The sequence below is a fragment of the Nostoc sp. genome (assembly GCF_036919555.1).
GTDB lineage: Bacteria > Cyanobacteriota > Cyanobacteriia > Cyanobacteriales > Nostocaceae > Nostoc.
The window spans coordinates 43,172-57,152 of the sequence record NZ_JBALCS010000022.1; the positions used below are offsets into that span (position 1 = coordinate 43,172).

The window sequence follows — 13,981 nt, forward strand, 5'->3', positions numbered from 1 at the left end:
CTCGAAATACATTTTTTTCTTCTCCATAAATAAATTTAGGAGCTTGTATCATGAGTCTGTTTCGGTCATCAAATTACCTAAAACAAAAAACCTCACCTGCCAAGAAAACACATCCCTCTCCGAACTCACAAAGAAGCATAGTTTTTGCGTAACAGAACCTTGATTGAGGTTTCTTTGAGCTAATCAAATATCAGCCAAATTTAGCTAATATCCATTCATAATAGATATTTGAAAAATTAAGACTTAGTAAAATCTCTAATTAGATAAAAATTTAAATTACTGATACCAAACAAAAAATTAGGAAACGGGAGAATTCAAAGCCTCTCCCCTTGAAGGTTTAGAGAGAGGTTTTCCAGATCCCGTCAAAAGTCAGATCCTTGATGCTCTATGTCTCAATTGGATTTGTATCAATGTCAAATTTGTTAGCGATCGCTTCTATTATTTCTTGCTCAACTGGTGTAGTCTGATTGTCAAGCTGGGCAATTTTGTAACACTGAGTCAACAAAGGTATGGCAAAATCACGATTTAGCTGATTGAGCAATATATCTAAAGACTTAGGTGATTTGATATTTTGGGCAATGGCATCCAACGAGCTAGGAGTAAGGTTTACAGCTTGTAATTCTGGTAAAATTTCTTCCCAAGTCTTTTCTGGATGACTAGCAAGGATCATGTGAACTAAGATTTGATCCATGAGAGCTTGTTGAGCGATGGCACTTTCGAGATACTTTTCACTTTCAGCTTTTAATGTTGCCAATGTCTGTGGCGATGTGAGCGAAGTTGATTCATCCAACTTGGCTTCGTAAAATCGACAAGCAGCATACCCCAATGAATAGATCATCGTCGCATTTGAACTAGCTGCGATCGCTACACCCGCCAACGGCACATTTCGCAACAAGCCTAATCCCGCAGCTTTCAAAAGACGCTCTCCACCCAAAGCCAAACCAAAAATTGCCAAAACTTCACCTTTACGGGCTGGATCTTTTAAATTTAGCCCATAGACAGATGCAATTTGATAAAGCATTTCTGACTGCAATTTTGTTGTCGCTGTTAAATCAATTGCGAACAATGCCACTGCTATTCCTGGCAAAATACTAGTGGCTAGTCCAACTGTGGCTGCTTGAGTTGCTTTTTCCACCATGATTCGGTGAGCAATCTCGCTGGGTGATTCATTGGGATACTTTTGCTTAAACTTGTTTACCGCCGCTTCTGCTTTTTCCAAATCAACAAGGTTAGTAGCACCAATTAGCCAATTGAGATTTAATACTCCAGATAGTTTTCTAATCAGCCAATTTTCGCTGAGGTGATTCACAACCTGACCGCTAGTTTGAGTTGTTTGCTTAATTAACTTGTGTGTTTGTTTCGCCGTCGCTTCTCCCACCCCTACTGCTGCGTCTAAAACTGCTTTGCCAGTCTGAGCAACAGTTTCAACAAAAGACTCTAATACAGACGGTTTATTTTCTACTGATGATTGAGCCTGGATTTTTACTTCTGAAGTTTCTCTGGGTGAATTAACTAATTTATTCACCTCTATTTCTTGGGGTTTGTCTGCCATTGTTTGATCCTATCCTGTAAAGCCTCTCTCTTTAAAGTTGTAGCGAAGTCTGAGCGGCTTGACATCTCCCGACAAGTACAAGTTATAGATTAATAATTCCTGTCACGCTTTTACGGAAAGTCACCTCATTCCCATAAAATAATCGCGTTGAGTGTGGCGTTTAAATGGTCAATTTAGACACAGGCGCTGTGTTTGCGTTTATTTCTGAAGGCTCACCTGTCCGCTATCAATTACGACAATATCTACAAGGACAACAAATGATAATAACTCAAACAGCCTTGAAAGAAGTCACTGATATTATTCAATGGTCAGGTGCAATATCAGAACAGGCGAGAGCAAGTAGATTACTGCAAAGATTAAATATTATCATACCTGACAATCCCTCAACTGTAGCCCTAAACTTACAGCCGACTAGGAGTTTGGCCACAAATGATATCATCATTCTAGGAACAGGGGATCAGTTGGGCATTGTGACAATGACAGCAGATGCTAAAGCGGTCAGAGCAGCACTTTCTCAGGGTGTAAAGTTCAATGTGTATATCCATATGCCTTGCCCTTTAACAGGAAACTAACCATGCAAATTACTATTGCACCTTATCTTTTAAGTACCTATAAACTGATTCAGTGTGCTTTTCCCAATGGAATAGAAACACAAGACTATTTGCCACTGTTGGCATTGTTTTATGATGAAATGTCAGAGCGGAACTTAGCAGAAGTCGTGGCTCACTACACAACAAAGCATTATGGTGTTGTTTTAAATGATGTGTATCGTGTGAGAACAACTGATGTACCAAAGGCTGAAGCTATTGACAAGGTGAAACAGCTTTTGCTTGTTTGTGGTTATGAATAGTGGCTTAAAGAAGCTGAATAGCGCTTATCTTTCACGTCGTTGAAAAATATGTGGTTAAGGTTTTTGAAGACGCAAGTATTTTGCTTTGAAGTTAGAATCACTATTTCTTCAACTGCTGTATCGCTTCTCGAACGATGGTTAGATATTGCTGATTGTAGGCGATCGCTTTTTCATAATCTTCCAAAGCACAGTAAGCCATGCCTAAATATATGAGAAGCTGCTCATGTGCTTCGTTGTTTTGCATTTTAACTACTATACTTAAACTTTTTTGATAGTTTTCGATGGCTTTTACATAATCTCTCTGGCAATAGTAAGCAATCCCTAAATACTTCAGGGCATTTCCCTCACCCCTATTGTCTTGGAGTTTTCGCTTGATGTTTACACACTTTTTTAGACAATCAATTGCTTTGTCATATTTGCCTAACTTACGATAAGCAGTTCCCAGATTTGCTAAAATTTTACCTTGAAACTCAGGATCTTTCACTTCCTGTGCAAGCAGTAAAGCCTTTTCACAATATTTAATAGCTTTATAGCAGTTTCCCTGACTTTCATAAACAAGCCCTAAATTGTTTAAAGCCTCGATTTCACCTGCACGATCTTGAATTTTATGAGCAATCAACCAACGTTGTTGATGATACTCAATAGCACTATTACTATAAACCAAAGAATTGTAAATGCTTCCTAAACTCCCTAGTGCATTTCCCTCTCCTCGGGGATCTTGTAGTTCCCGCGCCAGAAGTAAATGTTGGTGGTGGTATTGAATTGCTTTTATAGAATCTCCTGATGTCATGTAAGCATTTCCCAGGTTTCCCAGAGCCATAGTTTCACCTTCACGGTCTTGGATATTCCGTGCAGTATTTAAATGTATTTGGTGACATTGAATTGCTGTATCAGAGTATCCTAAAGAATCATAAACTATTCCCAGATGTCCAAGAGTCATAGCTATACCTTGAACATCAAATATGTTAAATCTAATTCCTAAAGCTTCTTTTAAATAATCAATAGCCTTTGAATACTCACCTTGAGCATGGTAAGACATAGCTATTCCGTTTAAGGCAATAGCTTTCAAGATGAAATCGCAATTTTTTATAAGTGGTTCATATAAATCAACTTGTTCACTATAGTATCCCCAAGTACCTAGCTGATCATGTAATAGCTGTTTAGTTGGAGTATCAAGACGAGTTAATAATACTTTACCAGATGCTTCCCAGTTCTGAACTTTGCTAAGGTGGTTAAATGCTTCTAGATAGCGGCGAACTTTCTCTAAGTTAGTAGCATCATGCGGTGGATCATCCTCAACAGTGAGATAATATTCTACCGCTGTGTAATCAGCAAGTTGCTCAGTTGTCACTTCATCTAAATTTATTTTCAATTGGGTAAAAAGCAATTGACCAATGGTTTGTGAATTAGTTGTCATACTGGTCTACTCTAATGTTTTATGCTTTGCAATAAATTTTTATAGTGTTCCAGTGCCACGCTGCGAACTAAATTATGTTGTCCCAAAACGCGTTTATTATTGTGGTTAACGGATTCCTCAGCTAGAAAACGATTACATAATTCATCTAATGCTCTTTCTTTACGCTCCTCGTTATACTGCTGATCCTCTAAACGCTTGACAAAATTTACCAATTGCATCAGCCACCCCTCTTCTTGTACAGGAGCGCGATACACTGAAGCAGCACAAATCAAAATATAAGCATCTTTGACTTGAGTTTCCAATCGTTCAAAAACAGCTTTTAGTCGTTGTCTATTGACCTCTAACCGAACTCTCTGCGTCAGTTTATGTAATTTCCAATCATCATCTGCTCCCACAATTTTTCTAGCGTTTGCTTCAGCTTCTGCTAAAGCTTTTTCTACTTCTGCTATTTTGCTGCTCACCTCATTCCAGTAGGCTTGCACATTACTATTAAAAGATTCGCCAATTTCTCCAATAATCACTCGCAAAACTAGAGGATGTCCCTTGTAAGCCTTTCCAATCCGTAACAGTAGGGGTCTATCGGGCGACTCTTGCCTGATATCTAACCCGGTTGTCTCGAATAAGGTAATTTGTTCTGATTCATCTAGTCCATAGAGTACTTGACGATGCCAAAAAAGTTTGTAGCGGTAGTCAACCAACTTCACTGGCAAATCCTGTGAAGTTACAATTAATCGACTTTGACAAGATTCTGCTGACAATAAGCTGACAAAGAATTTTCCCCACCACTCATCAGCAAAATCTCCCCAGCCTTCTTCTTCATTTCCCGTCAATAGTGCTTCTAGAGAATCAATCAACACTAGCACCTGATTTTCTTGCAAGTATTTGACTAATCTCCACCACAATCGTTCTGGCTTTTTATCTTCTGCTGAGAGTTTTTCTCCCCACTCCTCTAGCCATCTAGCAGCAACACCAGCAAAATCTTTGGTTTTATTCTGGTTATCAAAATTCGCTCTCTTGAACTTTTTTTTCCAGTCTCCAGAGAACCAGTTTTGTAACTCTACTGCCAATCGTTCAGCCAAAGCGGTTTTACCGATTCCTGTGAGTCCCAGGATCAGCAATAGGCGACACGATCCTCGAAGCTTCTCACTCAGTTCAGTAACTAGCTGCTCTCGACCTACCCAGTTAGGATCATAGGCAAAAAAACCATCTGGGGGAGTAGACAGCTTAGATACAATATCGCCAGCTTGACCAACTGGCTTAGTAATTTCTCGCTTGTCTAGCCCTAACGCTTCACAAATTTTTTCAAATATCGAGATAGAAGTTGGCTTGTTGTTAACAAAATTACTGACTGTAGATAGAGCTATCTCTAGATGTGCTGCTAAGTCTCCCTGAGTAAGAAAACCATTACGTTCTATAGCAAGTAGAACTTCTTTCTTACGGTCAGGATGGATCTTGATTGATCGTGCCATCGCTCATCATAAAAATTTGTCTAAATTGTAGCAATATCCACACTGAGTTGAAGTCAGTTATGAACTCAGCTATCAATTCAGATACCTCAGATACGACCTCAGTAAGCCTTTTTAGAATATGGGACTGTAGAGTTTTTCAGGAAAAGTAACTCCATGTCTCAAGCACAACCCATCATTAGCCAACCAACAACTACTTTACCTATCGACCCAATTCCGTTATTGCAGAGCAATAGCCCATCTGCGATTATCCTGAGCATCGCAATTTTACTCTGGGTTTTGCGCCCTGTGATGTTACAGCAAAAGTCGGATACTTCTGAAAAATCAGCTGTTTCTGAGCGTAAGCCTACCCATTTTGGCAAAAGAGCGATCGCTTTCCTAATGCAAGTTCTGAAACCAGATAGCTTTCAGTAGTTAAAGTACTAATGCTTGTGGGCGATTTGCACTCAAAGAGCGATCGCCCTTACCCTTACCCCTCACCCTATCCTCTTACCTCTAGCCCCGTACCGATATCAGCTTTACTTTCTAAAAAATCGTTATCCTTAAGAATTTCATAGAGATTAGTATCTTGCTCTAGCAAGCAAGCGTGTCCACAATGGGGTAACACCACAATCTTGTTATTTGGTAAGATGTTCCCTATCCGCTTCACTTCAGTTACAGAAGGCAAAAGGCGATCGCTAGCACCAGCAATCAACAAAACTGGTTGAGTTAAGCGACGTAACTGTTCCTCATCAACATGAAAATCTCGCAGTAAAGACAACCGCCAATGAACGGTTTCCGCCGGTACAGAACGCATAGTTTTCAGCAGATCATAGCGATCGCTTTGAGAAATGCGGGGCAAAGATGCTAGAAAGGGCAACAACCCCAATGCACCAATATCATATAATCCTGATGGCACCAAGTAAGTAAGTTGGGATGCCCAATTCAACCAAGGGCGAAGATGAAAGGACGAAGCTGGGTTAATTAGGATAATTCGCTTAAATAACTGCGGTGTTTGGATTGCCACTTTTATTGCCAAACAACCACCAAAGGACTCACCACACAGGTAAACTGGCCTCTGAGAGCTTTTTTCTAATTCGGCGTGGATCAAGTCCAATACACTCTTAGCTAAGACATCCCAAGTGTTAAGGTCTTTGCGTGGGAGCGCCAAACAACGGACATCAAAGCCAGCTTCTAATCCAGCAGTTTGCGATCGCAATAGTTGACCAGTTCCATCCATTCCTGGCAAATATACCAATAGTGGATACTCTGGCTGTACTCGTTCAGGAGTCAGGAAACAAGGATTTAGCTCAACTTCTGGCATAGTTATTTGTCACTAGTTAATGGTATAAAACTTTTGGACTGCTGATTTTTACTTATAAAAGCTTCGGTGCTTTTGACCTTAATAGCAACCTTGACGCAGTAAGTTGCTAATTTCGCCGTGACAGTGTTCCGTCAGTTCAGCTACAACAGTTTTGGCCTGTTTCCCGTGATATTTTTTCTGCTGTTGGGGCGTAATCCAATAAGGGCGACCGATTAACACCGCAACCCGCCGATAAATTACCAAAGGATGCCAACCACCTTGGTTAAATAAAGGTTCTGAAGGGTCAAATACACTCAAAAGACTTAAGGGGAAGCCATTCGTGTTTACCTCTTCTAAGGAGGCGATCGCGATCGGTAAAATTGCTAAATCCTGCACATTCGCTCGCAATGCCAAATGGGCAAATCCCCGATGAAATTCACCCACCTGGTTTGGCTGAGTAAATTTCACCATTGGTTCAGTCCCTTCTGGAAATACTCCCACCATCTGCTTGGACTGCAATAGCACCTGCGACTGCGAAAAAAAGCTTTGCTGGCGGTTTTGAGTTTCCTCTAAAGGAAAACAACCCAATTGTCCGGTGACAATCTCCCGCATTACTGGCACTTGTCCCATATAGTGATGGCAGGCAAAGCGAATCGGACTCGATAACGCCGCCATTAAAATCGGTGCATCCATAAAGCTGCGGTGATTGCTGACTACCAACACGCTAGCATCGTGGGGAATGCGGTCTTCATAATAGCGAAACATTTGCGTTGAGAGTGCCGCCACCAAAGCGCGAGAAATCTCCAGGGGGCTATTTCTACTCATACCTAATCAATATATTTTTCCGGTAAATATGGCAGTTTATCTTAAATTAATTTTTACATTTCTTTACTATTGCCATCACCGTCTTAAGATAGAAATGTCTGATCAACAAAAGCAGCTAGATTTTCTGCGTTTGGGATTATGTATTCCTGATCACAATAACATTATCTAATAGTAACTATTAAAAAAAACTATGATTAGTTAATTTCTATCTTTTCGGCAAAAATCAGCTGAATTGATGCATATTATAAAAGAATTCTTGACCTGAGAAATTTGCTAATATTAAGTTATTATTGAAAAAAATGGGAATAATATTGTATGATTTCTCTGATTTTACCGACGAAAACAAAGATGTAAAACGTTTTAATAAATAAGTTAATTTTTATTTTGCATGAATCTAGTGAATAAAACAGAAAAGACATTTGCACTGACAACACCTCTATATTATGTCAACGATGTTCCCCATATAGGCAGTGCTTATACGACGATCGCAGCAGATGTAGTCGCGCGATTTCAGAGGCTGCTGGGGCATCAGGTATTACTAATTACAGGTACAGATGAGCATGGGCAAAAAATTCAGCGCTCGGCAGAAAGTTTAGGAAAAGCACCACAAGAGTTTTGTGATGAAATTGTCCCTAGCTTCGTGAGTTTATGGGAGTTACTAGACATTCAATACGATCGCTTTAGTCGGACTACTGCACCTCGTCATGAAGCGATCGTTAAAGAATTCTTTGAGCGAGTCTGGGAATCTGGTGATATCTACCAGGGACAACAACAAGGCTGGTACTGCGTATCCTGCGAAGAATTCAAAGAAGAACGGGATCTCCTAGAAGGACACCGTTGCCCGATTCATACTAACAAAGAAGTCGAGTGGCGAGACGAGCAAAACTATTTTTTCCGCTTATCGAAATATCAAAATAAGCTGACAGAATTTTATCAATCTAGACCGGATTTCATTCAGCCAGAAAGTCGGCGTAATGAAGTTCTCAGCTTTGTAAATCAAGGGCTGCAAGACTTTTCAATTTCACGGGTAAATCTAGATTGGGGTTTTCCCGTACCAGTTGATCCCAAGCACACCCTTTATGTCTGGTTTGACGCGCTGCTAGGTTATGTAACGGCATTACTAGAACCAGATGCAGAACCGACTTTAGCAAATGCTTTAGAAACATGGTGGCCGATTAACTTGCACCTAATTGGTAAGGATATTCTGCGCTTCCATGCAGTTTATTGGCCTGCAATGCTATTATCGGCTGGCTTACCCTTACCAGAGCGAGTATTTGGGCATGGTTTTTTGACCAAAGATGGTCAGAAGATGGGCAAAAGTCTGGGTAATACCCTTGATCCTGTGGCGTTAGTTCAGCGCTATGGTAGTGATGCCGTTCGTTATTACTTCCTTAAGGAAATCGAATTTGGCAAGGATGGAGATTTTAATGAAGTAAGGTTCATTAATGTTCTGAATGCAGATTTGGCAAATGATTTAGGTAATTTGCTCAATCGCACCTTGAACATGGTGAAGAAATACTGCGCCGAGAATAATGTCCCATCAATCGGCAATGAAGCGATTCCTGACGAAAATCCTTTGAAAGCAATTGGTTTACGTCTAGGTCAACAGGTAAAACAAGCATACCAGGAGCTAGCTTTCAGTCAAGCCTGCGAGTCCATCCTTTCACTGGTGCAAGCCAGTAATAAGTTTATTGATGAACAAGCTCCTTGGTCATTATATAAACAGGGACAACAGGAGTCGGTAGAAAAGGTTCTCTACGCAGTTCTAGAATCAGTTAGACTAGCAGCTTATCTGATATCCCCAATTATTCCGAACATCAGTAGCGATATTTATCAGCAACTGGGCTTCGGAATAAACTTTAACGATCAAATACAAAGTTCAATTACCGCTCCTTTTGCCACTCATGCGATATGGGGGATACTATCTAGCAAACAACTCTTGGGTACACCCCAACCGGTTTTTAAGCGAATAGAACCCCCGAAAAACGATTAGTCCTTATCAAACTCTGATTTTGTTCAATTTCTTATTCTCTCAAAAAATTTATCGGGGCTTAACTTAATTAGCCCCGAAACATTATCATAAGCCGCTGTGACTAGCATCTAAAAGTTGGTAATTTGTATCAAAAATAACAGGGATAAAAATTGAGGTATCACAACAATGTTGCATAATTTGGAAAACGATTCAATCTTTACGCCAGAACAAGTTTTGGAGAATCGGGGCAGGGTTGCCATATTTATTGATGGCTCAAATCTATTTTACGCTGCATTGCAACTAGGGATCGAAATCGATTACACGAAGCTCTTGTGTCGATTAACTGGGGGTTCTAGATTACTGCGTTCTTTTTTCTACACTGGGGTAGATCGGACAAACGAGAAGCAACAGGGGTTTTTGCTGTGGATGCGTCGTAATGGCTATCGAGTCATTGCTAAGGATTTGGTACAGCTACCAGATGGCTCTAAAAAAGCTAACCTGGATGTAGAAATAGCAGTAGACATGATGGCGCTAGTAGATTCCTATGATACCGCAGTTTTAGTTAGCGGTGATGGAGATTTGGCATATGCGGTAAATTCAGTCAGTTATCGTGGCGTGCGAGTAGAAGTCGTGAGTTTACGTTCGATGACCAGCGACAGCTTAATTAATGTAAGCGATCGCTACATTGATTTAGAAGCCATCAAAGAGGAGATTCAAAAAACCCCTCGCCAAAGCTATCCATATCGGCCTTTATCTGGTATCGGTTTTTTGGAAGACCCCAGAACTAGTGATGGACACCTAGAAATCCAAGAATAATGGCGCATCAATTTAATCAAAGGGGGAGACGGGAAAAGAAAAAAATTCAAAATTTCTCCTCCACTCCCTCCTTCCTTCTTTTACCATTGACCTTTTTGTTGGTATTTGGTTTAGTTGCTTGCGGGGGTAAATCCCCCCCAGCTTCTCAACAAAATACTACGTCTTCATCTAATCAAGATAACAATTTAACTTTCTTTGATGTCACCCTAGAACAAGCAGATGAAGTAGGAAGACCGATTTGGAAAGTCAGGGCGACACGGGCAAAATACACCAAAGAAAAACAAATTGGTCAGGCTGAAAGTCCTTATGGTGAACTATACCAAGATGGCAAAGTGGTTTACCAAATCAAGGCAGATGTAGCAGACATTGAACAGGATGGAAAGCAGTTGCTTCTTAAGGGTAAGATATTTGCCATAGATCCTAGTAATGGAATTGTGTTGCGAGGTAATGAATTAGAATGGCGTCCTAAAGAAGATTTATTGATTGTCCGCAACCAGATTAACGGTACTCATAAACAACTACAAGCAGTGGCTCAAGAAGCGCGAGTTAAAACCCGCGAACAGCGCATGGAATTTTCTGGAGGGGTAGTAGCCAATTCCACTGATCCCCAGATGCAAATCCGAACTGAGCATTTGATCTGGAATATTAAAGAAGAAAAACTGATTGGCGATCGCCCCATACAAATTGACCGCTACAAAGATAATAAAATTAGCGATCGCGGCAAAGGAAATTCTGCCGAAGTCAACTTAAAAACGAAAATTGCCACTATTCAAAAGAATGCTCAATTAGAATTACTAGACCCACCAGTGCAAATAGCTAGTAACTCTATGATCTGGAACATGAATGCAGAAACTGTCAGTACAAATTCCCCCGTGCGGATGTTTCAGCGTGCCGAAAATCTTACTGTGACCGCAAATCAAGGTGAAATGAAAATACCGCAAAAAACGGTTTATTTAACAGGTAATGTCAACGCCATTGGTCAGCGTCGCCAGTCTTTGAAATCTAATACATTAACTTGGTATTTAGACAATAAGTTAGTTGAAGCTCAGGGAAATATAATTTATCGACAAGTTGACCCACCGTTAAATTTTACGGGTGAAACAGCCGTTGGTAATCTGCAAACAGAAAATATTGTTGTCAAAGGTGGCAGTTCTAGCGGTAGGGTAGTAACAGAGATTATTCCCCAAGAAAGAGCCAATCGTCAGTAGTAGAGTTAGAGGGAATGGGAAGTGGGGAGATCAACAAAATTCCAACTCTCTCTCATCCTCCCACTCCCCCACTCAGAAATTTTGGTCGAGTAGTAGGCTAGGATCTTAATACTACAACTCCTTTGATAACCCATGAATGGATCAAACCGATTAGGTAGGAAATCCTTGCCAACATCCCAACAAGCAGAACATTCCCACCATGACGATACAGACCACGAGCATACAGCTCATACTCATGGGACTGGAGATTCGGCTCATGCTCACGTCCATAGCGAAGAGTCTTTACGGCGAATTGTCAATCGATTATCCCGTATAGAAGGACATGTTCGCGGTATTAAGGCAATGGTGCAGCAAAGTACCCCTTGTCCTGATGTTCTACTGCAAATTGCCGCAGTACGCGGCGCATTAGATCGGGTAGCGCGAATTGTTTTGGATGAACATTTAACTGATTGTATTGCTAGAGCCGCACAAGAAGGTAATATTGATGTTGAAATTAAACAGTTGAAAGCTGCTTTGGATCGATTTTTACCTTAAGAATTAGAAAAATAAAAAATTAACTAGCATGACAATATATTTTGTAGAGATGTCAGATTGGGTGTACTGACTCAGGCACAGGCTTCTTTATGCCAAAATTAACATACAGCGTTTTTCAGGTAAATGAGGTACACAGGTAGGGGCACAACAATGTTGTGCCCTTACAATAATCTGTACAGAGGCGCTTGTTGCAATCTGCTGTAAGTGTCTCACAGTCATAGCAGATGGTCTGGGGAGTTTCAAAGCAGGGCATTATCTTGCCAAGGATTAAAAAAGCGTAGGCGTTGGCGTAGCCTCTCGTAGTGAAGCCAGCCGTACCCCTACAGGGAAGCAAGCTACGCGTAGCCTCTCGTAGAGAAGGCATCGCCTACTAGACTTGGAATATATATCCTCATAAAAATGACTTTAAAAGAATATAAATTTAACTATTATTTAAATGTAAATACTAACAAACCTCTAATTCTTTTATTGCACGGTTTCATGGGAAACATGAATGAATTTGATCAAGCCATAAAATTACTAGGTGAAGATTTTTCTTATCTCACCCTTGACCTACCAGGACATGGTAAAACCCAAGTTTTAGGAGGTGATAAATACTATAAAATGGAACCAACCGCTCAAGCAATAATCAATTTATTAGATGAATTAAAAATAGATAAATGCCACTTATTTGGTTATTCGATGGGCGGAAGATTGGCTTTATATTTAACTATACATTTCCCAGAACGTTTTATAAAAGTTGTATTAGAATCAGCTTCCCCAGGTTTAGCAACAGAAGCAGATCGATTAGAACGAGTTAGACGTGATGCTCAGATAGCTAGAAAATTAAGCAGAAGTATTATTCAAACAGATTTTGCTACTTTTCTATCAAATTGGTATAGTCAGCCAATTTTTGGTTCTATCAAAAATCATCCAGAATTTGAAATATTGCTAGAAAATCGCTTGCACAATCATCTGATTGAATTAACAAAATCACTCCAATTTATGGGAACTGGGAATCAACCATCTTTATGGCAAAAACTCAAATACAATACAACGCCTTTACTTTTAGTAGCTGGTGAAAATGATCAAAAGTTTCGAGATATAAATACAGAAATAGCTAATATATGTAAAGTTGCACAACTAAAAGTAATTAGTAATACTGCACATAACATTCACTTTGAAAATCCTGTAGAATTTGTGCAAAATATCCGAGAGTTTTTCAATAAGCAGTAAACTGATTTTACTGCTTCTTTGGCTGCTTACCTAATGGCTGAATCTGGGGAGTTGGGGCTGAGTTAACTTTTGGTGGTTGCTTCGCTGCGGTTAATTCCTCTTGCAACATTTTCTGATAAATCTTAGACAAAGAGCTACTAACAGAATTAGTTTCTATGCCATATCCTAGACTTGTCCAGGTGGGAGAGAGTAGCCGCAAAACATCATTTAACTTTCCCTGACGCAACAGTTGAGAAATATCAGTTTCCCAAACTTTAGAATCACTTAACCAACGGTAAACTACTACATCTTGATATTCTGCTTCAAAACTATAACCAGTCCAAAACATCATCTGCATCGGCTTTGGGTGATAACGGGGGGCTAAACGATACCAAGTAATGTTGATAATTTGATATCTGCCAGCAGCTGTAGAACAATTACCTGTGTTGGGGCCTATAACAATTGTGACGCATATCTCAGGATGTCGGCTAAGGTCGTTGACTTGCTGTCCACCATACAACAGCGAATAAGGACGCTTCCCACTAGCCTCACTCGCCGAGATGGTTCGCATTAAAGCGCGGATATAGGGGTCGCCCTGTTTCATCACCAAAGGCGGCTGTTTATTTTCAAAGATGGGATCAGAAGGCGATCGCAAGTCTCCAATATACCATTGCAACAAATACACAAAGCCGAGAAGCGCGGCTATTGGCCCAATAAGTTTTTCAACACCTTTGAATTCAAAGCCTTTCAGAGTCCAACTCCTTCAAATTCGCTCTCTTTGCTAACAACAATGATTGACGAACTTATTCTGACAAAGTTCACACCTGATTGTTAGTTACATGATATCCGTTATTTCTGAGTGCTG

Annotated in this window: 14 protein-coding genes; 8 read left to right on the forward strand and 6 right to left on the reverse strand. The window is 40.2% G+C overall.

Annotation, left to right across the window (positions count from 1 at the left end; all coding sequences use genetic code 11):
• Positions 1–385: 385 nt before the first annotated feature.
• On the reverse strand, positions 386–1,552 hold the full coding sequence (locus tag V7K36_RS07880) for an EcsC family protein (RefSeq protein WP_335114631.1): 1,167 nt from the start codon (positions 1,550–1,552) through the stop codon (positions 386–388).
• 164 nt (positions 1,553–1,716) lie between these two features.
• Between V7K36_RS07880 and V7K36_RS07885 the strand changes: the two genes are divergently transcribed.
• Together V7K36_RS07885 and V7K36_RS07890 are read left to right on the forward strand one after the other, a co-directional pair.
• Positions 1,717–2,124 (forward strand): DUF1308 domain-containing protein, encoded by a 408-nt coding sequence (locus tag V7K36_RS07885; RefSeq protein WP_335114633.1) that lies wholly within the window; start codon positions 1,717–1,719, stop codon positions 2,122–2,124.
• 2 nt (positions 2,125–2,126) lie between these two features.
• The gene (locus V7K36_RS07890) at positions 2,127–2,402 is read left to right on the forward strand and encodes a DUF3349 domain-containing protein (protein ID WP_335114635.1); all 276 of its coding nucleotides are present in this window, start codon (positions 2,127–2,129) and stop codon (positions 2,400–2,402) included.
• Between the two features lie 100 nt (positions 2,403–2,502).
• On the opposite strand, the gene V7K36_RS07895 is transcribed toward V7K36_RS07890, so the two are convergent.
• Together V7K36_RS07895 and V7K36_RS07900 are read right to left on the reverse strand one after the other, a co-directional pair.
• Complete coding sequence (locus V7K36_RS07895; protein WP_335114637.1) at positions 2,503–3,774, reverse strand: tetratricopeptide repeat protein; 1,272 nt, start codon at positions 3,772–3,774, stop codon at positions 2,503–2,505.
• 56 nt (positions 3,775–3,830) lie between these two features.
• A complete protein-coding gene (locus V7K36_RS07900; protein ID WP_335114639.1) occupies positions 3,831–5,288 on the reverse strand; it encodes a helix-turn-helix domain-containing protein in 1,458 nt (485 codons plus the stop codon).
• Positions 5,289–5,441: 153 nt separating this feature from the next.
• On the opposite strand from V7K36_RS07900, the gene V7K36_RS07905 reads away from it, so the two are divergent.
• Complete coding sequence (locus V7K36_RS07905) at positions 5,442–5,699, forward strand: hypothetical protein (protein WP_335114641.1); 258 nt, start codon at positions 5,442–5,444, stop codon at positions 5,697–5,699.
• 67 nt (positions 5,700–5,766) lie between these two features.
• On the opposite strand, the gene V7K36_RS07910 is transcribed toward V7K36_RS07905, so the two are convergent.
• Together V7K36_RS07910 and V7K36_RS07915 are read right to left on the reverse strand one after the other, a co-directional pair.
• Positions 5,767–6,588 carry an alpha/beta fold hydrolase gene (locus tag V7K36_RS07910; RefSeq protein ID WP_335114643.1) on the reverse strand — a complete coding sequence of 274 codons (822 nt, stop codon included), beginning with the start codon at positions 6,586–6,588 and terminating at the stop codon, positions 5,767–5,769.
• A 78-nt stretch (positions 6,589–6,666) separates the two neighbouring features.
• A complete protein-coding gene (locus V7K36_RS07915) occupies positions 6,667–7,392 on the reverse strand; it encodes a lysophospholipid acyltransferase family protein (RefSeq protein WP_334825816.1) in 726 nt (241 codons plus the stop codon).
• A 388-nt stretch (positions 7,393–7,780) separates the two neighbouring features.
• Between V7K36_RS07915 and metG the strand changes: the two genes are divergently transcribed.
• The 5 genes from metG (at position 7,781) to menH (ending at position 13,137) form a co-directional block, all read left to right on the forward strand.
• Positions 7,781–9,385: a methionine--tRNA ligase gene (gene metG / locus V7K36_RS07920; RefSeq protein WP_335114645.1), complete on the forward strand. Its 1,605-nt coding sequence runs from the start codon at positions 7,781–7,783 to the stop codon at positions 9,383–9,385.
• 165 nt (positions 9,386–9,550) lie between these two features.
• Entirely contained in the window at positions 9,551–10,180 is a 630-nt protein-coding gene (locus V7K36_RS07925) for a LabA-like NYN domain-containing protein (RefSeq protein WP_334825812.1), read from the forward strand.
• Positions 10,180–11,388 carry an LPS export ABC transporter periplasmic protein LptC gene (gene lptC, locus V7K36_RS07930; RefSeq protein WP_335114646.1) on the forward strand — a complete coding sequence of 403 codons (1,209 nt, stop codon included), beginning with the start codon at positions 10,180–10,182 and terminating at the stop codon, positions 11,386–11,388. The genes V7K36_RS07925 and lptC overlap by 1 nt, the downstream gene beginning before the upstream one ends.
• A gap of 132 nt (positions 11,389–11,520) precedes the next feature.
• A complete protein-coding gene (locus V7K36_RS07935; RefSeq protein ID WP_335114648.1) occupies positions 11,521–11,922 on the forward strand; it encodes a metal-sensitive transcriptional regulator in 402 nt (133 codons plus the stop codon).
• Positions 11,923–12,321: 399 nt separating this feature from the next.
• Complete coding sequence (gene menH, locus V7K36_RS07940) at positions 12,322–13,137, forward strand: 2-succinyl-6-hydroxy-2,4-cyclohexadiene-1-carboxylate synthase (protein WP_335114649.1); 816 nt, start codon at positions 12,322–12,324, stop codon at positions 13,135–13,137.
• A 7-nt stretch (positions 13,138–13,144) separates the two neighbouring features.
• On the opposite strand, the gene V7K36_RS07945 is transcribed toward menH, so the two are convergent.
• Positions 13,145–13,831, reverse strand: a complete 687-nt coding sequence (locus V7K36_RS07945; RefSeq protein ID WP_335114737.1) for a glycoside hydrolase family 24 protein — start codon at positions 13,829–13,831, stop codon at positions 13,145–13,147.
• Between the last annotated feature and the right edge of the window lie 150 nt (positions 13,832–13,981).